This is a genomic window from Simplicispira sp. 125 (assembly GCF_003096555.1).
In the GTDB taxonomy this organism is placed as follows: Bacteria; Pseudomonadota; Gammaproteobacteria; order Burkholderiales; family Burkholderiaceae_C; genus Simplicispira.
On record NZ_QEKM01000001.1, the window covers coordinates 2,111,742 to 2,131,983 of the forward strand.

Consider the following 20,242-nt stretch of genomic DNA (forward strand, 5'->3'; position numbering starts at 1 on the left):
ACCATGCTGATTGATTTTTTCTACACCCTGCGCTCGGTCAAGCTGCCGGTTTCGGTCAAGGAATACCTCACCCTGCTCGAAGCATTGCAGGCCGGTGTGGTGGGCCCCAAATCGGACGACGCCTGGAGCCTGGACGACTTCTACAACATCGCCCGCCTCACGCTGGTCAAGGACGAGAAGCACTACGACAAGTTCGACCGGGCCTTTGGCGCCTACTTCAAGGGCGTGGAAATGGTGGCCGATTTCACCAAGGAAATTCCCGCCGACTGGCTGCGCAAGATCCTGGAGAACGAGCTCACGCCCGAGCAGAAGGCCGCCATCGAAAAGATGGGCTGGGACGAACTCATGGAGACGCTGAAAAAGCGCCTCGAAGAACAAAAAGAACGCCACGAGGGCGGCAACAAGTGGATCGGCACCGGCGGCACCAGCCCCTTTGGCCACGGCGGCTACAACCCGCAAGGCATCCGCATTGGCGGAGCAAGCAAGAACAAGAGCGCTGTGAAGGTATGGGAGCAGCGCGCCTACCGCGACTACGACGACCAGCAGGAGCTGGGCACACGCAACATCAAGGTGGCGCTGCGCCGCCTGCGCAAATTTGCGCGCGAAGGGCATGAGCTCGAACTCGACCTGCCCGACACCATCCGCAGCACGGCGGCCAACGCCGGGTATCTGGACATCAAGATGGTGCCCGAGCGCCACAACAACGTGAAGGTGCTGCTGCTCATGGACGTGGGCGGCACGATGGACGAACACATCCAGCGGGTGGAAGAACTGTTCAGCGCCGTGAAGACGGAGTTCAAGCACCTGGAGTTCTATTACTTCCACAACTGCGTGTACGACTTCATGTGGAAGAACAACCGCCGCCGCTTTGCCGAAAAATTCCCCACCTGGGACATCATCCGCAAGTACAACAAGGACTACAAACTCATCTTTGTGGGCGACGCGACCATGAGCCCCTATGAAATTTTGCAGCCCGGCGGCAGCGTCGAATACAACAACGAAGAACCCGGCGCCGAGTGGATCCAGCGCCTCACGCACGCTTTCCCCAAGTTTGCGTGGATCAACCCTGAGCCCCAGGGCGTGTGGCAGTACCGCCAGAGCATCAGCATCATCCAGCAGTTGGTGAGCAACCGCATGTATCCCTTGTCGCTCAAGGGCCTGGAAGAGACGATGCGGCTGCTGTCCAAATAGGCCACGGCGCCCCATGCAGCGTGCGATGCTGTCTGACACGGGCACGCTGGTTTTCAGGGCATAGTGGCAAAGATGGGCGGTCGGAGAAACCCCGCCACCCAGCCTCCACTTTTTTCCATTCAGTCCTCTATTTGCTGTGCCACACTGCGTTCCGCGCCCGACCGTCGCCACAGCAACGCCGACCCCCTGGTCGGCGTTGCTGCTTTTGCTGGCCCTGTGCCTGCCCGGCTGCAGCCTGCTGCCGCGCGCCAGCGACGAAGCCGCCGCCGACAACGCGCCGGCCCCGGTCATCGCCACCTCGGGTGCGCCCTCGTTCGAGGTACAGGTGCACGCCCCCAAAACCGTGCGCGAAACACTGGAGCGCCACCTCGAACTGCAGCGCTTTCGCCACCTGCCCGACCTGCAGGACGGCGAATTGCAGCGCCTGCTGGGCGCGGCGGACGCCAATGCGCGGGAGCTGCTGGGCACCCTGGGCTACTTTGCGCCCACCATCGCGCTGGCACTGGAAGCGCCCCCCCCCGACGAGCCACAAGGGCTGCGCACGGTCACCATCACCGTGGAGCCCGGCCCCCAAACGCATATTGCCAGTGCAGACATCGCCTTTGCCGAAACGCCCAATGGTGATCCCGACGCCCGCACGCGCCAGCAGCAGCGCGTGCAGCGCGGCTGGTCGCTGCCCCCTGGGCAGCCATTCACCCAGTCTGCGTGGGATGCAGCCAAGAACGACGGCCTACGCCAATTGCAGGTGCGCCGCTACCCCACCGCCCACATTGCCAACAGCCGCGCCGAGGTGGATACCGACACCCATGAGGCCCGCCTGAGCGTCACCTACGCCCCCGGCCCGGCTTACCGCTTCGGCCCACTGAAGGTAGAGGGCAGCGAGCGTTATGACCCCGACGGCGCACGGCGCCTGGCCCGCCTGCCCACGGGAGCCATCTACGATGAGGCAGCACTGCTCGACGCCCAGCTCAACCTGGCCAGTAGCGGGTACTACGACGCCGTGTTTTTGACGCTGGACACCGAGGGCGACGACCCGCAGGCCGCCCCCGTGGTGGCCCATGTGCGCGAAGCCAAAATGCAAAAACTGGTGTTCGGCCCCGGCTTTTCGACCGACAGCGGCGCCCGCCTGTCGATGGAGCACACCCACAACCGGGTGCCCGGCCTGGGCTGGCGCGCCGTGAGCAAGCTGTTGCTGGACCGCGAAACCAAGCTGCTGGATACCGAATGGACCGACTTGCCCGACAACAACGGCTGGCGCTGGTTTGCCAAGGGCCAGGTGCTGCGCGAAGCAACGGGCGACTTCACTGTGAACAGCGGCCGCCTGCGCACGGGCCGCAGCAAAATCACCCAACGCATCGACCGCAACTATTTCCTGCAATACGACTATGCCAACAACCAGGGCACCAGCGCCCCCCCCTCCAGCACGGCACTGAGCGTGAACTACGGCTGGACAGGCCGCTACTTCAACAGCCTGACCGCGCCCACCCGAGGCCACGGCATAGGCGTGGAACTGGGCATAGGCACCACGCTGCGGCCCGAGCGAGACCCCTTTGTGCGCACCTTGGTGCGCTGGCAAACCTTCCTGCCGGCAGGGCGGGTAGAGGCAGCCGACGGCAAGGGCCGCAACGCCCGCGTGGCACTGCGCGCCGAGGGGGGCGCCGTGCTGGCGCGCGACGGCGCCCAGTTGCCAGTCACGCAACTGTTCCTGACCGGTGGCGATACCACGGTGCGCGGATATGGCTACCGCAGCATTGGCGCGCGCACCGATAGCGGCCAGCTTTACGGCGGCCGCTACATGGCGGCGGGCAGTGTCGAATGGCAGCGCCCCATCGTCTACGGCGGTGAAATGACCGACTGGGAAAGCACCCTCTTCATCGATGCGGGCGCCGTGGCGGACCGCGCCAGCGACCTGCACGCCCGCGTCGGCGTAGGCGCCGGGGTGCGTTGGCGCAGCCCGGTGGGGCCGCTGCAGGCCGACCTGGCCTATGGCGTGCAGGCCAAGGAAGTGCGGCTGCATCTGCGCCTGGGGTTCAGCTTCTGATGGGCCGCCACACGTCCCCCCCACCCGCTGCAGGGCCGGACTTCAGCCCCGGAGGTTCAGCACACCTGCGCACCGGGGCACGGCGCAGCACCGTGCGCACACTGGGCTGGCTGCTGGTGGCTGCGGTCGCGCTGGTACTGGGCCTGGGCGCTGGCGCCTGGTGGTGGGCGAGCGGGGATGCCTCACTGGCGTCCACCCTGCGCCGCGCAGCACAGTTTTTGCCCGCACACCAGCAGCTGGAAGCACGCGGTGTCACCGGCTCGCTGCGCAGCGGGGGCCATATTGGCGAGTTGCGCTGGAGCAGCCCCAGCCTGGTCATCCAGGCCAAAGACATCCAACTGGGATGGCAGCTGGCACCGCTGCTGCAGGGCCGATTGGAATTGGGCGAATTACATGCCGCGCAGGTTCAAATCACACCGCAAGGCGCCCCCCAGACCCAGGAACCACCCACACCGCCCACGGCGCTGGAGTTGCCCCTGCATATCGGCCTGTCTTTCCGGGTCGATCAACTGGACTGGGCGGGCGCACCCGCGGTCCAGGCGCGAGATTTGGCCGGTGACTACCGGTTTGACGGTCGGCAGCACCGCCTGAACGTCCAGAGCGTGAAGCTGGCGCAGGGCCGCTACCGCGCACGCGCAACCCTTGATGCGCAAACGCCCATGGCGCTGGAGGTCACGCTCGACGGCAGCGTACACACACAAGCGCCTGGCAGCAGTGCACCCCTGCAAATCGCTGCCCACGCCACGCTGAAGGGCACCCTGGCCACATCGGCGGCCCAACTACAGCTACAGGCACAGTTGCGCCCCGAAGGCGATGCGGCAGACGCGCCCGGCACCCCCATGCAAGCCGATGTGCAAGCGGCCGCTGCCCCCTGGGCGACACAGCCCCTGCAGTCGGTAACGGCCACGCTGCGCGCCCTCAATCTGGCGGCTCTGTGGCCACAAGCCCCCACCACGCAGTTGCAGGGCACCGTGCAGGCGGGCCCCACACCCGGCACGGCCGAGGCCCCTGCAGACTGGGCCATCGGCGTGCAGTTGCAGAACACCCTGCCCGGCCCCTGGGACGCTTCGCGCCTGCCGCTGACAGCACTGCAGGCCAACGCCACCTACGACGGCACCCGCTGGACGCTGCCCGGCGCCAGCGCCAGCGCAGGCAAGGGCAGCGTCGCACTGCAAGGCCACTACACACCCGCCACGGGCGCGCTGGAGGGCACTGCGCAACTGCGCCAGCTCCATCCCGACGCCCTGCACACTGCGCTGGCGGCAGCGCCCCTGTCGGGCCAGATCAGCGCCCGGACACAGGGCAGCGCCGTGCATTTCAGCGCAGACATCGGAACCGCAGCCTCCTCGACCACAGAAAAAGCCGCGCCCGGCCACCCTGCCCCGCTGCGTATTCGCCGTCTCACCGGCAAGGGCCAATGGCAGGCAGCATCTTCCGCAACGACAGACAACGGCACCTCCACGGACACACTGCAGATCGATCGTCTGCTCATCGACGCACTGCAAGCGCGCGTGGAGGCGACCGACCTCCTGATCCACCCCAGCGCACAGTCCGCCCAGGGCCAGCTGGTGTTGGCTGTGCCAGGGGCCACGGCACGCGCCAGCGGGCAGCTGGCAGCGCAAAGTGGCAAGGGAGATCTGCAGGTGCAATGGGCCGACGTCGCACTGACCCAACGCTGGCTGGCCGACCTGCCCTTGATCGGCGCCGCGTTACAACGCACATTGCAAAGCGCCTCGGCCCAGGGTGCAGCCCAGCTGACCGCGCGCTGGAACGGTGGCTGGCGCGGGCTGATGCAGCCCCTCCCTGGAAAAAGCGACGCCACGCTGCAAGCCAGCCTGAGCAGCCCCCGGCTTGACCTGTCGATCCCATCCGCCACTGGCGAAGGCGGCAGACCCACCGCGGTGCAACTGCGAGGAGTGCAGGCCAGCATTGCTGGCAATTGGGCACAAGCCACACTCGACCTGAACGCCGAAGCCCGCACAGGCTCCACTGGGCAGCAGCGCCTGCGCCTGCAAACCCGCGTTGCGGGCGGGCAGGCCTCCGCCGGACTCTGGCAGGCGCAGATCGCCACACTGGCGCTGCAAGCACAGGACACCCAGCGCCCTGGCCCTTGGGCTTTGCAACTGGACGCCCCCCTGGGCCTTTCAGCCCGCACCGAGGCGCAGAGCGGCACACTCCAGCTGCAAACATCGGCAGGCCAGGCCCACCTGACCGGCCCCTTGCCGGGCAGCGTCGCGCTGCGCTGGCAGCCCATGCGCTGGGGCCGTGGCACCGGTACGCCTTTGCGGCTGCAAACCCAGGGCTCTCTGCAAGGCCTGCCCATGGCCTGGCTGGATGCCCTGGGCCTGAACGACGGCGCCCCTGCCGTGCAGGGCAGCCCGGCCCAGCCTTTGCTCGCTCGCCTGGGGCTGGCCACCAGCCTGTTGCTCGACGGCGAATGGAATGTGGACATGGGCGACACCCTGCGCGCCAGCGCCAGCCTGCGCCGCAGCAGCGGCGACTTGCGCATCCTGGCGGGCGATGCAGGTATCGCCACCACCGTGCAGGGCACTGCCAGCAGCACCGCCGCGACGGCGGGCACGCCCGCTGGCGTACGCCAGGCCGAACTGGCGCTGCAGGCCGAAGGAAACACCCTGCGTGCGCGCCTCGTCTGGGCCAGCGAGCGTGCTGGTGAAATCGATGCCAGCGTAAGCACCCAGCTGGCACTGCAAGGCAATGCCGCCAGCCTCTGGCCAGCCGACGCGCCGCTGCAGGGCCAGTTGCGGGCGCGCCTGCCCGATGTGGGCGTGTGGTCGGCCCTGGCCCCACCCGGCTGGCGCGTGCGCGGCACCCTGGACGCCAGCGCCACCCTGGCAGGCACCCGCAGCGCACCCCGCTGGACAGGAACACTGGGCGCCGATGCCCTGGCCGTGCGCTCCATTGTTGACGGGGTAGACCTGCAGGACGGGCGGCTGCGCGCCACGCTGGAGGGTGACCGGATCGACATTACCGAGTTCCAACTGAAAGGCGGGCGCGGCAGCCGTGCACGCATCGCCGGGCTCAGCGGCAACCGCACGGCTGCGCCCGACGATGGCGGCTTGCTCACCGGCACGGGCCATATCCAGTGGAGCGCCGCCACCGATGGCTTTTCGGGTATCACCATGGACTTCCAAGCGGAGGCCAAGGCCCTGCAGGTGCAGGTGCGCGCCGACCGCCAGCTCAGCGTGTCAGGCCCCTTGCGGGCCCAATTGCAGCAGGGCCAGATCAGCCTGCACGGCCAGTTGACCGCCAACCGTGCCACCATCATCCTGCCCGACGAATCGGCGCCCGGCCTGGGCAGCGACGTGGTGGTCCGCTCCGCCGCCAAAGACCGCACCCAGGCGCAAGAGGCCGCTACAGCAGGCGCCCAGGCCCAGACCGCCAAGCCACCCAGCATCGCCGTCACCCTGAACCTGGGCAACGACTTTGCCCTGAGCGGCCACGGCATCACCACCCGGTTGGCCGGCGAGGTCGAGATTCGGAGCAGCACCACGCCGGGCTCACCCCCGCGCATCACCGGCGAGGTGCAAACCGAGCAGGGCCGCTACCGCGCCTGGGGCCAGATGCTGGATGTGGAAACCGGCCTCATCCGCTTCAACGGGCCATACAACAACCCTTCGCTCGACATCCTGGCGCTGCGCCCACACATCAGCGTGCGTGCGGGGGTGCAGGTCACCGGCAGCGCGCTGGCACCGCGTGTCAAGCTCTACTCCGACCCGGAGCTGCCCGACGCCGAAAAGCTCTCGTGGGTGGTGCTGGGCCGCAGCGCCGCCGGCGGTGGCGCCGAGGCCGCCGTGCTGCAGCAGGCCGCACTGGCATTGCTCGGCCGGGGCGGCACCGACAACACCGCAGCCAACGCGGCACGCCGCCTGGGCCTGGACGAAATCGGCTTCAAAGGCCCAGGTGCTGGCGAAGACGCCACTGGCGCGGCTCTCACGTTTGGCAAGCGCCTGTCCAAGGACCTGTACGTGACGTACGAGCGCAGCCTGTCAGGCACGCTGGGCACGCTCTACATCTTCTACGACCTCACCCGCCACCTCACACTGCGCGGGCAAACCGGCGAGAAAAGCGCTGCCGACCTGATCTACACCATGCGCTACGACTGAGCCGCAACCAGCCCAGCTGCATTTTTGAGTGAAATTAGCCTCTAGCGCTCTACCAGCAAGCGGCACCAGCTATCAATACAGAAGCATATCTCCGCGTACAATTCACGCCTGCTTGCTCCTCGTAGTTCAATGGATAGAACGGATGCCTCCTAAGCGTCAGATACAGGTTCGATTCCTGTCGAGGGGACCAGTGAAGGGAATTAAAGGGAAATAGCTAACGGCCCACAGAGGGCAAGTGCTACAGTCACACGCACGAAAGTCGCAATCTCCCCGCACGCGGCCCGCACAAGAATACGCACAGCATGGCATCAATCCGCAAGTACCGCGACAAGTGGCGCGCAGAAGTGCAGCGTCATGGCATCCGGGCATCCCACCTGTGCGCGACAAAACGCGAGGCCCAGGCGTGGGCGCTTGCAAAAGAGGCAGAGCTAGACCGGCTTAAAGGCTCAGGCGGAAAGACGCTTGGGGACGCTGTGGGAGAGTACCTGCGGACGGTAAGCGTGCGCAAGAAAAAGCCAGAGTGGGAAGCGCGCCGATTCGATTACTTCATGGCGCACTTTGGCGAGAACACGCCACTGGCTTCAATCACGCGGGCAGAGATTGGCAAGTGGCGAGACGAACGGCTGAAAACCGTCGTCGGGGCCACGGTGCAGCGCGAAGCGAACCTGCTGCGCAACCTGTTCACCGTCGCCATGAATGAATGGGAGTGGATTGAGTCGCACCCATTCCGAGGGGTGCACATGCCTGAGCAGACGGAGGCGCGCCGTCAGGTGTGGGGATGGCGGCAAATCAAGCGCGTGCTGCGCTCTGACCGCGATAAGAAGATGGGCGAAGTGGTGAAGGCGTTTCACATCGCTCTGCATACCGGAATGCGTCTTGGCGAAGTGCTGACGGGCACCTATGACGCAAGGCGCCGGGTTTACATGCTGCCACGCACGAAAACAGGCGGCTATGTCGAGGTGCCGCTTACGCGCCGCGCTGTCAAGCTGCTGCCCACTGCATTCACGGTCGGGGCGAATGAGGCCAGCACGCTATTTTCCAGACTCACCCGGCAATTGCTGCTGGGTGATTTGACATTTCACGACACGCGGGCCACGGCATTGACGCTGTTGGCGCGCCGTGTCGATGTATTGACCCTTGCCCGCATATCGAGGCACCGCGATGTATCCCTGTTGCTGCGGGTTTACTATCGCGAAACCGCCGAGGCTATCTCAGCGCGTCTCTAGCCGCGTCATACTGCCGTTCGCAGGCCACGCCTCAAGCATCAATCGGCTGTCAGCGGCGTGGCCCGCAGCTTTTCCCGCCATGTCTTCAAAAGCGCCTGCGCACTGATCGAATAGTCCGTTGACGGTTGCGGCGTACTCACGGACGGAGGCACAGGAAGCGCTGGGCAACTGCACTGTGGTTGCGGCGAGTTGTGCGCGCAGGCCGTCACGCTCAGTGCGAGCAGCAGCAGCATTGGCAGCTTCACGTTTTGCCCGATCTTGGGCAGCTTTGATGGCGTCATCTTTCGTCCTTTGCATTTTGATTGTGTCGTCCAACGCTTTTTGATTCGCGCTGGCAAGGGCTGTGGCGTGCTGGGCTGCGGTGTCTGAAATCTGCTTGCCATACCTCCAGCCCTGAACCTGCCAAGCCCCGCCGAAAGCGAGCGCACCGGCCACGGCTGCGGCGATCGCGTGTGTGTAGAGGGGGATCATTCCCACCACCTCCACCAGTTGAGCCACATGGCCAGGATGATCGGATTCATGGCGTCGGCCCTTTCGCCACGGACTCGCCACAGCGTGCCAGCGGCACATTGCCCAGGCGGTTGTCTGCCCAGCCCACGATGAACATGGGCTTGTTCTGGCGCATGTAGTGCGCGCCCTGCTGCACGTCCATCAGCTTCAACGTCAGCTCACAAGCCTTCACGCGCCCGCGCTTTCGCTCCAGCGCCTGGTACGCGGCCAGGGTCTGGAAGCCAATGTTTCCATCCACCGTCACAAGTGGGAAGTCGGCTCCCCCACGGCTCAGTTGGTTGAGCGCCTGCTGGAGCCAGCGCGCCGATCGTCCAGGCCCGGCATTCACCCCGGCGTCCACCAGCTTCTCACCCAGGGCCGGGGATAGAAGGATCACGCTGTGAAAGCCAGGGCGCTCAATGTAGTCCTGCGTGTAGATACGCTGCGCGGTTGCCTTGGGCAGTTCACGCATGGGGCCTTGGTAGCCGTGCTCGCGCGCCACTGCCACGGTGACGCCGTGGTTTGTTTCGCCGCCGGGGTCTGCCTGGTTGTTGACGTAGCCCCCCTCCACCGCAAACACGCCTGCCACGATGGCAAGGACGGCCGCGCCCGCAGAGGCCCACACTTTGCCGGGCACCTGGGGGGAGGTCATTCGTCCATCTCCAGGCCACCAATACCAGTATCAGAGTGCATGCCCCTGCGCAATAGTGCCATGCGGGCCTGATGCTCGACTTTGGCCCGCCGATTGGCGTGGAGCTTGAAGTAGATGTTGACTGAGAGGCCAATGACCCCGATCAGCACGCCGACAAGCCCGAAGAACTCGTTTGAGAGGAACCACCCTAAGCCCGTCACCCCCGCGCCGATATAGGTGGTTTTACTTCCAGCGGCGGCGATGGTTATATCAACGGCTTCATTTCTCATGGCGTATCATTGTTTTTTGCGGGCGAAAAAAACCCGCTAGGAGCGGGCTGGTGAATGACGATCAAATGCTTCGCGCTGCTGCATCTGGGCTGGGTGTCTGGATGTATTGGCTAATAATCCAGAAGGCCAAGGCCTATTTGAGCGCCCGCAGGAACGAAACCGGGCGCTGCTTTGAGCAGCGAGTTGCGTACCGCCTGGGCAGCTTGTGGGCGCGCTGTCATCGCGCCGCGAAGCAGGCCTTGCATCGGTGATGTGTAAATCCCCGCCCCTGCCAACAACCCAGCAGGGATAGCCGGATTGAGCGCACCAAGGCCGAGGCCCCCAGCACCAAGCATCAAGCGATCTGCCGTAGCGCTGTTTGGCACCTTGTTTCCGAGTACGGATTGCCCGGCGCCTGCCAAATCCTGCATAAGTGCCGTGCCCCTGGCTGTGGCCCTGTCGCGGACACTTTGATCCGCTTGACGCACAGCCGATCCTAGTTGCCCTGGCGTGAAAAACCCCCCTGTCTGCATCGCGTTCTTGGACGCGCCTTCCACACGCACCAGATTGGCATAAGCGGTATCTGCCGCCTTCATCATTTTCGCTGCCTGCGGATTGGCGCGCAGGGCGTTTTGAGAAAGCGTAGCCCTCACTTCGGCCAGGGCGTCCCCCAGTTGCTGCTGGTAGGCATCCGGGGCGCCAGAGAATCGAGACGCCTCTTTTGCCAGTTTTGAATCAATGCGTTTGAACGCGTCAGCCTTGATCGTGCCGTTGGGTGAAATGTCGTTCGCCAGCGTGCCCCATAGCTTTTGAAACTGCCCGCGTGCGGTTTCATCGGGGAGCATGTCCGCCATTTGGCGAATTTTCTGCAGTTCGCCCACGCCTTGGCGGTCTAGCCGGAAATTCCCAAGCTGGTTTTTTGCCTGCGTGTAGGCGTCTCCCACCAGATCCCCGGCCTGCTGTACGCCTGCCTGTCCGGTTTCCGTGGCCTTTTTGCCGATTGGTGCGGTAACGCGGTTCAGCGCTGCCCGGTTGAAATCATCGCGTGCGTTGTTTCGCGCTTTTGAAATCATGTCACCCATTATGGGAAGGCTCTGTAGCTTTTCTTCTGCGGCATTCCAGCGGCCCCCCAGCGCCTGCCCAACAGTTGGGCGCACGCCCTCACGCTGCAGCAGTTGAAGTTCCGGTTTACGCGATGCCGCAGGGCTGATGACGCGGCCAAGCCCCGCCGTCAGCGCAGGCACCAGCGCACCACCCGCCGCGCCTATACCAATCTGCTGCATCTTGTTGCCTGCGAATCCTCCATCTTGCGTGACGGGGTTCAGTGCTGCAGACGATGCACCGCCCAAAGCACCGACGCCAATGCGCCCGAGCGTTGACGCTGCTGCTGGCAGCTTGGATGCCAGCGCGAGATTGGCAGGATTTAGCACGTTGCCACCAATTCGGCTCCAATCAATTCCGGCATCCGGCCCGCGCTGCGCCTGGTAGGCTTTTTCGCTTTCCCGCACCTGTTGATCGACCCCGCCCTCTGGCAAGCGCCCGACTAGGCCGGTGGTGTCTGCAAGCCAGTTGTTCAGGCGGTTGCCTGCGTTCACCACGCCACTGGGCAGCAGGTTTGTCAGAAGCTGCGCGCCACCGTCGATAGGGTCTCGCAGGCCCTTCACAAAGCCAGATTGCTTTGGGCCTTTGCCCACTGGCGCCGCATCGTCTGGCAGCATTTCATAGCGACCCTTCGTCGATTCATCCAACAGTTCATAGGCCATTTATTCTTCCTTCCACTGCATGCCGTTGGATCGCAGAATCTTCCCGGTCGTGGTGTCGCGCATGCGCTGGCCTTTGTTGGATGCGTTGGCAGTAGGCAGGGAGTCAAAGACATTGCCTTTGGGCTTGTCGCCCAATCCCCCGGTGGCGCCACCTTCACCGGTCGCGCGCTTCATGGAGCCTTCGACCACGCCGCGCAAGTCACTCAACGCTTGCTGAAATGCCTTGTCGCTTTGTGCCGTGTTCAAGCGGCCAATGGCTTCTGTGGCCTTCTTCCCTTCAACTTCCGTAATCTGCCCACCCCCCTTGAGCGATTCAAAAGCCTGTAGGAATGTCTTTCCCTTGAGTTGGTCGAGGGCTACGCTGAAATCCTTGGCGTCCGTGCCTGGAATGTAGTTGCGAGGGTCAATCACGCCAGACGCGCCGGTTGCCGTCTCGCGCCCAGGATGTTTGTCCAACATGTCAATCACGCCAAGCATGTCGCTGGCCGCAGCGGATTTGCTTTCGCGCTGCTGCGTTGGCACCACGTCTGCCTTGGCTTGATCAACCAGCCTGACCCGTGCCGCTTCATTTTCCGCGGCCTCCAACGCGCTAGGCCCCGCCGCATAGTTCCCGGACGGGGCAGCTTGCCCGCCGCCGATCCGCTGAATCTCGCGCATGAGCGCTGGGCGATCTGGGTGATTAGGTGGGAGGCGGGTCAGCTCTGCTTGAATGATGCGCAGTTGTTCAGGCGCAGCCGCGCCAGCAGACCCGCCTGCATACCCGCCGCCAGAATGCTGCGGCTGCTGCACCACAGCGCGCTCGTTCGTGAACTCTTCGCGCCCCGTGGCCGGGTTGTAAACCTTGATTGGCTTGAACGCCGCCTGCGCGCCCTGATAGCTGTTGTACGTGTCCAGCGCCCCCTGCGGCGAAGACACAACCGGCAAGCCATCTTGACCAATGCGTACCATGCTTGTCTTGCCGTCCTGCGACGTGGACAGGCTGGGCATGAAACCAGAGACGAGCTTGTTTTTGTCGTAGGCGTAGCCGTTCGTCACTTGCATGTCCGGCGTGCCGCGCTTGTAAAGCATGTCAGCAATTCCCTTGCCGCCATTTTTTATGTAGTCGGCAATGATGGCGTCCCGAGGTATCCCGAGCTGTCGCGCCCACTCGTCAATTTTTCCGCCTTGTGCGCCAACATCAGCGCCGCCAGCGGGGATTGCGCCAGCGCCTTGCACTGCGGGCGCCGATGTGCCGCCCACAGCCCCGGCGCCGCCAAAAAAGTATTGCTGCTCAGCGGCTTTTTGACGTGCTGCAGCTTCTGCCGCCGCGTCGGCCTGGCTCCATTCCTTGCGCTGGCGTCCCCTGGCTTCATCCTGCCATGCTCTGTCTAATTTGTTATTTGCTGCGGCGTCCTGGGATGCCATCAATCCCATCAGACCCGCCATGCCCTGCGACTTTGGCATTTGCCCCAATGCCAGCAGCCCCAAGCCCATGCGCCCCTCCGGGGTGTTGAAAATCGAGTCAAGTAGTCCGGCCATGTTCACCTCACGCGAAGCGGTTTGAGTTGTTCTGCTGCTCTATGCGCTGTCGTTCGATCTCTGCGGCCACCATTTCCTCAACCGTCTGACTGTCTGCTGTGGGGGTTGATGTGGCCTCGATAGCGCCATTGCGGAATGGGTTCTGCGCGTTCCAGTCGATCTGACCGTAGCTCTGACCTTGCGGTACACGAAAAATGCCTTGCTGCATGGGCATTCCGCCCTGTGAGGTGCCGCCCTGCTCGCCGATCAGTTGTGCGATCAACGCTTTAATGTCGCCGCCTTGGGCAGCCTGTCCGCTGCTCAAAAGCCCGCCCATTCCACCGCCGCCCACCGCGCCGTTTGCCCCTGCGGTCGATCCGCCGCGCTGGTAGCTGCTGCCCATCAGTTTGTTTGCAAATCCCATCAACCCGGGCGCCATCTGGTTGCGGAATGCATCAATGTCGCCAAAGGTGTTCTGGTAACTTGCCTGCTGCTGCTGGTTGAATGGGTTTTGCTGGTAGTAGCCCTGCAATCCCTGGCCGGTGCGCAGGTTCTCGCGCAGCCAGGGGGCAGCGTCTTTCCAAGGCTCTTTGGTGGCAGTTTGTGATTGTTCGCTATCTCCGCCTGCCAAAAGACCCAATCCGCCGCCAATCAAGGAAACCGCGCCTGCTGATAGTCCGAATGCCATGCTTATGCCTCTGTAATTTCTGCGGCCTTGTTGGCTGCGAGTTGTTGATTGGTGTCCCCGCCAAGAAGGTCGGACGCCTTCGATTCCGTGAGTAGTTCTACGAGCTTGTCTTGGTCAGTTTCTTCAGTAGCGAAGAAATTTGTCCACACGGAATCCTCAAGCGCCAGCGCCGCGTTTTTTGCACCCGCCTTGCATGTCAGCGTGTATGGCGCGGATATTTCGACTGTTCCATCGTCTGTGACAAGACGCAAGCGTCCAGCGGAGAGCACTACAAGGCTTTCTTGCTTGTGGACAGCCCCCGTCAATACCGTGCCCTTGGGTATCGTGATTTCGCGCGCGTAGATGCCAGGCGCAAAATGGTGGCGAATTGGGCAATCAACCTGCGGAACGCTGCGAAGCGCATCCTCCAGGCGGTTGACTTTTTCGCGTGTCGTTTCTTGAATCGCGCCCATCAATCACCCATGCTTCCATTGAACCCAGGTGACCAAAAATTGTTATTGGACGCACCTCCATTTCCAGACCCCCACCAATTCGCAAACTGGCTCCTCCCCAACTGCGCGCCGCCAATGGCGCCCATCAGCGGGTTACCTGGCATGTTCTGCGACCCTGTAGACGTGCCGTAGCCATTGCCGATTGAATTGGCGCCATTGCTGAACTGGCTCCAATAGTTCATCGGCGTGTTCTGCATGTTCGTCCCAGCATTCAGGCCGATTTGGTCGCCCTGCTGCAGTCGGTCGTAAATGCCAAGGCCGAAATTGGCACCCTGCAACTGCCAATTGTTGTTATCGTTGTAGATGTTGCGGTCCAGGTTGGCATAGCCGAGCTGGTTGTTTTTCAGGCCCAGGTCGTACTGCAATCCGGTGTTGTAGCCGTTGCCGTACAGGCTGGCTAGAGCAGACCCGATACCGTTGTTCAGATCGTTTGCCGAGTTTGCCTCTGCCACGCCCTGGCGCGAGCCGCCATATCCCCCGGTCGCCATGGCCTGCGAAGCAATCTGTGGCTGCACTTGGCGCTGCCAGTTGTTGGTCATCGTCCCGGCCATCTGTTCGCCCATCTGCTGCAGATAGGGGTTCATGCCGAACGTTGTGGACATGGAACCGCCGCCAGATCCGCCAGAACTGCCAGAGCCCCCAGAGCCCCCAGAGCCCCCAGAGCCCCCAGAGCCCCCAGAGCCCCCAGAGCTGCCGCCAGCAATTGGATTCCCGTTGGCGTCCACCTGCAAAGGCCTGGTGCTGTACGTGTTGGCCCCACTCACACCACCAGCACCCCCCATGCCACCGCCAAATGTGCCGTCGCCCAACTGGAAGCCCTGCGCTCTTACGTTATTGCCGGAGGTAATGCCGTTCGGAGTCCATCGGTTGTCCCGCAGGTATTGCGTTTTGCTGTCTTTTGGGTTCGTCATCCCAATGGACTGAGGCCCATACGTGTAATTCATGTACGAGAGAGTGGGGTCTTGCCCAAACCCTTCGTATGCCAACTGTTCGTACGGGTTTGCTGCGAAGTGAGCAGCAGCCTCGGGAGACATGGCAGACGATGGCGTGCGCAAAAAACTCGTGCCCCCGGTCGCCATCTGCGAGGTTTGCCCGCTCGTGATTCGATCAAAGTCCGCCGCCTCGTTCGGGTGAGAGGCGAAAAACGCATCAAGATCGGTTGTGTTGTCGATCCCTGTGCCGAAATTCAGCCTGAACCAGTCGGGTGTTTTGTAGTCCGACGAGTATTGCGCGTTTACATATTTGTCGTAGTAACTGCTCATAATTTTTAGCCCAAATGTTGCCAGCCACCGTTTCGGTAGCCGTAAAACCCCGCGCCAGAACCGGGGTTCCAGTGCGTGCCATCTGCCAAAACCACCATTCCATCTGCCAACTTATCCGGCGCTGCGTAGCTTGTCGCAAGCAACAAGTACGGTTGCGGCTGCGCCAGCGCTTTCGCCACCTGGTGGAATTCGGCGTCTGCGCCAAAAGCTGGGATGTACATCAGTAAAGCCCCGCGTAATCGACGTCAATATCAAAAGGCCGCATCCGCCACGGCGCAGAGCAAGTAAAGCGAAACGCAAGGAACCGCCCGTTTGCAAAGGTGTCCGCCTTGGTGTCTTGCCCAACTACAAACGATGCAGGCGCACTCCAGACAGGCGCGGCATTTGGGGCCATCGACGCCCCTACCTCAATCGTCATCACAGCCCCGGCAGGCGCATCAACGCGCGGATACACCCCTCGCACAAGCTTTAACGCCTGTGCGTTGTCGAGGGACACACCAGTGCGCGTAAGGCTTCCAGTGAGGTTTGTCACACCATCGTCACCAGCGGAAATATCAAAGCCCGCGATTCGATTGGTTTGCGACAGAAGCAATCGAGCCTGATTTGGTGAATAGGGGTCTTCGTTCCATGTCGATGTGTCCAGTTCCCACGACTCAGAATCGCCTCCCCATGTCGTGAAGGCGGTAGCTGCAATCTGCCCAGTGGCGCCGTAGGTCACACCGTCAAGGTCGCGCAGCCCCCAGGTTTTCTCTTTCCAGTTCCACACCGCCGCTTTGTCGCAGTTGGTCGATCCGACGAACGGGAAGCAGATCAGAACTTCATTTTTCTGCGGGTTCGAGGTGACAAATGCTTTTTTGTAATTTGTCGAATCGAGGTTCCGAAATATGTAATCTCGAATCTGGCCGTCTGCAATCGACTCGACGCCCTGCCCGTTGTTCAGCACCACATCGCCCGCGGTCAGCACCACATGGCCTAGCGGTGTCGATACCGCGCAGCCCCTGAACAGCATCCCGGAATCCCCTGGAATCCGCTGCACCTGGAAAATGTAGGGCGCGCCGATGAACCTGAGTGCGTACATGGACCGCTCTTTGTAGATGATGAGCACATCACCCATTGGCAAAGCATCCACCAGCAAATCAGCGGTGTCGGACGCCTGAATTTCACCGGCATCTCGGGTAACGTTAGTTTCGTCCCACGAATCCGGCAAAGATCCCGGAACCGCCGCCACGCTCCACTTAATCATGTGCGGATTGCGCACGCCTGATTTTGTAATGTCGAGCGCGATCAGGTAGTTTTTCCACGGAACTACTGCCGCTGCCGTCCAGTTGGCATTCCACCCCGGCAGCGTGCGCAGCCTGTTCGCGTCGCCCGTCCAATACTGCGGCACATCGACGCCGTTGTTCAGCACCTGAATCCCCGCCAGTACACCCCCCGTCCAGCGGTCGTCCCGCGTGCCGGTGAAATTGGCTGTCGCTGCCGATGGGCCTGTCAAATGGCCCACCACCGACGCATTGGCCCCCGGGTCGCTCAGTAGCGTAAAAGTGAAGGTGTCGGGCGCAGTCACGGTAATCGTGAAGGTGCCGTTGTAGGCCAGCGGGTAGGCCCCGTAGATCGTCACGCTGTCGCCGGTCGTGAGGCCATGCGCTGCTGTCGTCTTGAGCGTGGCGGTCGTGGTGACATGCGTCAGCGTGCTGATTGCAATCTCTGCCAGGCGGGTGATTTCCGTCCGCACTGCTTCGTCGTCCGAGAACACGCGTTCTGTCCCGGCGTGAATCCACAGCCGCTTATTAGGCTTTTGAAAAGCAGTCAGGTAGTACGGTTCGACTACCGGCGCCGCAAAGATGGGCGCAAGGCCGTTAAACCGCTGCGCGTAGCCGTTGGCAAAGCGCATGTTTTGCGCATCGCTCCAAACGCCCATCTGCAGCTCTTCTGGCGTCAGGTCTGCATTCAAGCCCTTGCCTGCATCCGAGATTTTGACAATTGCCATTAGACGTCTGCCGCGTTACTGGGGAATGACCGACCAGGCCCCCACATGATTCGGACGCCGCCAACGACGCCTGCGCTGCTGTTCGGGCCTTTGACGCCTGCACCGCCGTGGCCGACAGTGCTGCCGGTGCTGTTGCCAAACAGGTCGGCGCCGTTGGCTGGAGGGATGCCGCTTGCCGCAGGCCCGCCCGTGACACCCGCTGCCGCGTACCTGCCGCTGGACCCACCGGATGTGAAAAATCCAGACGACGCGCCGCCACCAAGCCCACCGGCATACGACACGCCACCGGATGGAGTCGTAGCGACACCTCCAGGGCCACCCGTGCCTGTATTGCTGCCGCCAGAACCGCCGCGCGCTTCCAGTAGCGTCGTGGCGCCACGCTTGATCGTGCAAGCCGCACCCGCCACGCCATCGCCGTTTGTAAACACGACGGCATAGCCTGGCACTCCGATCACGACGGTCAGCGTCTCTCCGGGTGTGACTGCGATGGCGTTGTGGTACGTGAGCGCACCGCCACCGCCGCCGCCCGATGTATTGCTGTCGCCGCTCGATCCGGTAGCACCGCTTCCTCCGCTGCCGATGCCTACCGATGCGATCTCGGTGCAGTTGTCTGGAACGGTGAAACTGTACGTTCCTGCCGTGGTCCACGCCTGCTGTCCAGGCACGAGAGCCCCTACAGCAAACATCATTCCGCGAATCATGCGCTGTACCCTATGAGGGCCGATGCAAACCAGCCAGCGGTGCCAGCCTGCGCCCGCTGGAAGAACACAAGATGCCGCTTGCCGGTCGTGAATGTAGGGGTGGCGCCTGCCCACACCGTGCCTGCTGGCATGGTAATTGCCCCGGACGTGTGGTTGATTTCCAGGACGCAATTGTATGCGCCTGCAGGGATGTTGGTGAAAGCAAAGGTGCGCGTGCCCGCAACTGTTTCCGTGAAGTAGTTGCCAACACTGCAATCCATGTCACCGCCAGCAAGCGCAGTCACTTTGTCGGAGTGCATGGCGACGCGCTTCCAATTCGACCATACCGGAGATGTGTTGAGGCCAGTCACGCCCCGAGAAAACATCAAGCCAGCAGACGCCTGAACCACAATCTGCGCCGCTACATCACCGGATCGGGACACATATACCGACGATGCAGTAACGCCAGCCGGGCCATTTGTGGGCGTGCCGAAGTAGTAAAACCCCGATGTGGTTGCGGTGTTCAGATCAACATCACCAAGACTGACAGCAGGACTGACAGCAGCCGCCCATGATGCGTTAGAGCCGTCGGTAGTGACAAACTTGCCGTTGTTTCCTGTCTGACTCGGGAGAGCAGAAGCAAAAGCAGCCGCAGCGACAAACGCCGTGCTGGCTGCATTGGCTGTGGCGTCGCCTGTGGTCTGCATGGGCACTGCAATCGTGCCGCCTGTGAAATCGTGCGCGCCTGTGTACGTGTCGCCTGCCTTCGCGGCCTTGTCGTTTGTGAGTGTGTTGAGCTGCGCCTGAATCGCACTGGTGACACCGACCGAGTAATTGAGTTCGGTTGTCGTGGCAGTCATCGCCGCAGTGCCGAAGTTCGGGAACTGGGTTTTTAGTACCGTTTTAATCAGACGGATTTGATCGTCGCCTTCTGATTTCGGATCGCCAGAAGCCGGGCTTGTCGACGAGAGTTGGCTGATATAGCTTGCGGTTTCAACTGTCATGTGCGCCTCTTCATTCGTAGCGTGGAACCGCTGATGCGGGCGGCTGTGTCTTGGCTTTGCAGTGAGTTGACGGCGCTCGAATAATCGGATGCCACACGAACCCCCAGCGCGTCATCGCGTGCCCAGCGCGCGTACTCGACTAGCAGCGAGGAAAGATAGACGTTTGGCGCATTTGTCATCAGCCAATTCGTATCCGTGTCCAGGACAGGCGAATCCATGCGCTTGTAGAAAGTAAGGTCCACCGGGAACCCCTGGTCGCGCGAGAGCGCCAGCGTTTGGCCGTCCCAGGAGTAGGACTGGAATTCGTTTGGCATTGCTGCCAAAGGCCGATACGACAAATCAAGCTCAGGCCTTCCGCTTGGTGTGACCTTGATGGACTCCAGATAGCCCACTGGCTGCGCGCCAGTAGCCATCGTTTCAAATGCCCGCATGGCGGCTATGCGCAGCTTTGGCGAGTTCAGTTCACCGAAGTAAATGCGCTGCTCTGCATTCGCCAGAAACGTAGCGAACATCGGCGCCAGGTCGGTGCGATGGGCATACGCCGAAACCGCCGCCTTGAGTTCACCCCAGTTCATTTGATAAAGGCGTCATACGCCAGGAATGCGGGGTTATCGCGAAAAAAGGTACGCATCGCCTTCTCGCGCTCTTTGTCGTCTTTGATGGGTTCAATCTCGCGCAGTGCCCAGGGCGGAATCACACCGACCTCTCGGCCCTCGCCCCATTTCTTGCCCTCGTTTCGAGCACGCATCTCTGCGGCGCGCTCAAGATAAGGCGCGGCGTCGTACTTCTTTTCTACCACCACCTGGTCGCCTTCAAAACGGTAGATGGTGCGAACTCCGGTATCTGGGTTCACGCCCTCATCAATTTGAAAATTTCCGAAGCTCATGAAGGCCCCCACC

The 20,242-nt window shown here is 62.5% G+C and carries 18 protein-coding genes and 1 tRNA gene; 5 read left to right on the forward strand and 14 right to left on the reverse strand.

Going from position 1 to position 20,242, the window contains the following annotated elements; genetic code table 11:
• The first annotated feature begins 3 nt into the window (after positions 1-3).
• The 5 genes from C8D04_RS09870 to C8D04_RS09890 all read left to right on the forward strand — a co-directional run bounded on the left by C8D04_RS09870 (position 4) and on the right by C8D04_RS09890 (position 8,582).
• Positions 4-1,191: a VWA domain-containing protein gene (locus C8D04_RS09870; RefSeq protein ID WP_116004685.1), complete on the forward strand. Its 1,188-nt coding sequence runs from the start codon at positions 4-6 to the stop codon at positions 1,189-1,191.
• A 196-nt stretch (positions 1,192-1,387) separates the two neighbouring features.
• On the forward strand, positions 1,388-3,232 hold the full coding sequence (locus C8D04_RS09875) for a BamA/TamA family outer membrane protein (RefSeq protein ID WP_199562993.1): 1,845 nt from the start codon (positions 1,388-1,390) through the stop codon (positions 3,230-3,232).
• On the forward strand, positions 3,232-7,356 hold the full coding sequence (locus C8D04_RS09880) for a translocation/assembly module TamB domain-containing protein (RefSeq protein WP_116004687.1): 4,125 nt from the start codon (positions 3,232-3,234) through the stop codon (positions 7,354-7,356). The genes C8D04_RS09875 and C8D04_RS09880 overlap by 1 nt, the downstream gene beginning before the upstream one ends.
• 115 nt (positions 7,357-7,471) lie before the next feature.
• Positions 7,472-7,546 (forward strand) — tRNA-Arg (locus C8D04_RS09885).
• Positions 7,547-7,658: 112 nt separating this feature from the next.
• Entirely contained in the window at positions 7,659-8,582 is a 924-nt protein-coding gene (locus C8D04_RS09890; RefSeq protein ID WP_133243619.1) for an integrase, read from the forward strand.
• On the opposite strand, the gene C8D04_RS18670 is transcribed toward C8D04_RS09890, so the two are convergent.
• The 14 genes from C8D04_RS18670 to C8D04_RS09955 form a co-directional block, all read right to left on the reverse strand.
• Positions 8,568-9,053 (reverse strand): hypothetical protein, encoded by a 486-nt coding sequence (locus C8D04_RS18670; RefSeq protein WP_158550299.1) that lies wholly within the window; start codon positions 9,051-9,053, stop codon positions 8,568-8,570. The genes C8D04_RS09890 and C8D04_RS18670 overlap by 15 nt on opposite strands.
• A 46-nt stretch (positions 9,054-9,099) precedes the next feature.
• Positions 9,100-9,723 (reverse strand): glycosyl hydrolase 108 family protein, encoded by a 624-nt coding sequence (locus C8D04_RS09900; RefSeq protein WP_116004689.1) that lies wholly within the window; start codon positions 9,721-9,723, stop codon positions 9,100-9,102.
• Positions 9,720-9,992, reverse strand: a complete 273-nt coding sequence (locus tag C8D04_RS09905) for a holin (RefSeq protein WP_116004690.1) — start codon at positions 9,990-9,992, stop codon at positions 9,720-9,722. Before C8D04_RS09905 ends, C8D04_RS09900 begins: the two co-directional genes overlap by 4 nt.
• Positions 9,993-10,102: 110 nt before the next feature.
• Entirely contained in the window at positions 10,103-11,734 is a 1,632-nt protein-coding gene (locus C8D04_RS09910; protein WP_116004691.1) for a hypothetical protein, read from the reverse strand.
• Positions 11,735-13,258, reverse strand: coding sequence for a hypothetical protein (locus tag C8D04_RS09915; protein ID WP_133243620.1), 1,524 nt, complete (start codon positions 13,256-13,258; stop codon positions 11,735-11,737).
• A gap of 1 nt (position 13,259) precedes the next feature.
• Positions 13,260-13,919 (reverse strand): hypothetical protein, encoded by a 660-nt coding sequence (locus C8D04_RS09920; RefSeq protein ID WP_133243621.1) that lies wholly within the window; start codon positions 13,917-13,919, stop codon positions 13,260-13,262.
• 2 nt (positions 13,920-13,921) lie between these two features.
• Positions 13,922-14,371 (reverse strand): hypothetical protein, encoded by a 450-nt coding sequence (locus C8D04_RS09925; RefSeq protein ID WP_116004694.1) that lies wholly within the window; start codon positions 14,369-14,371, stop codon positions 13,922-13,924.
• A complete protein-coding gene (locus C8D04_RS09930) occupies positions 14,371-15,672 on the reverse strand; it encodes a hypothetical protein (protein WP_116004695.1) in 1,302 nt (433 codons plus the stop codon). The genes C8D04_RS09925 and C8D04_RS09930 overlap by 1 nt, the downstream gene beginning before the upstream one ends.
• A gap of 5 nt (positions 15,673-15,677) precedes the next feature.
• Positions 15,678-15,893: a hypothetical protein gene (locus tag C8D04_RS09935; protein ID WP_116004696.1), complete on the reverse strand. Its 216-nt coding sequence runs from the start codon at positions 15,891-15,893 to the stop codon at positions 15,678-15,680.
• A complete protein-coding gene (locus C8D04_RS09940; RefSeq protein ID WP_116004697.1) occupies positions 15,893-17,659 on the reverse strand; it encodes a hypothetical protein in 1,767 nt (588 codons plus the stop codon). The genes C8D04_RS09935 and C8D04_RS09940 overlap by 1 nt, the downstream gene beginning before the upstream one ends.
• The gene (locus C8D04_RS18575) at positions 17,659-18,348 is read right to left on the reverse strand and encodes a hypothetical protein (protein ID WP_133243622.1); all 690 of its coding nucleotides are present in this window, start codon (positions 18,346-18,348) and stop codon (positions 17,659-17,661) included. The genes C8D04_RS09940 and C8D04_RS18575 overlap by 1 nt, the downstream gene beginning before the upstream one ends.
• A gap of 8 nt (positions 18,349-18,356) precedes the next feature.
• Positions 18,357-19,343: a pyocin knob domain-containing protein gene (locus C8D04_RS09945; protein WP_133243623.1), complete on the reverse strand. Its 987-nt coding sequence runs from the start codon at positions 19,341-19,343 to the stop codon at positions 18,357-18,359.
• A complete protein-coding gene (locus C8D04_RS09950; RefSeq protein WP_116004699.1) occupies positions 19,340-19,918 on the reverse strand; it encodes a hypothetical protein in 579 nt (192 codons plus the stop codon). The genes C8D04_RS09945 and C8D04_RS09950 overlap by 4 nt, the downstream gene beginning before the upstream one ends.
• Positions 19,915-20,229: a hypothetical protein gene (locus C8D04_RS09955; RefSeq protein WP_147301770.1), complete on the reverse strand. Its 315-nt coding sequence runs from the start codon at positions 20,227-20,229 to the stop codon at positions 19,915-19,917. Before C8D04_RS09955 ends, C8D04_RS09950 begins: the two co-directional genes overlap by 4 nt.
• Between the last annotated feature and the right edge of the window lie 13 nt (positions 20,230-20,242).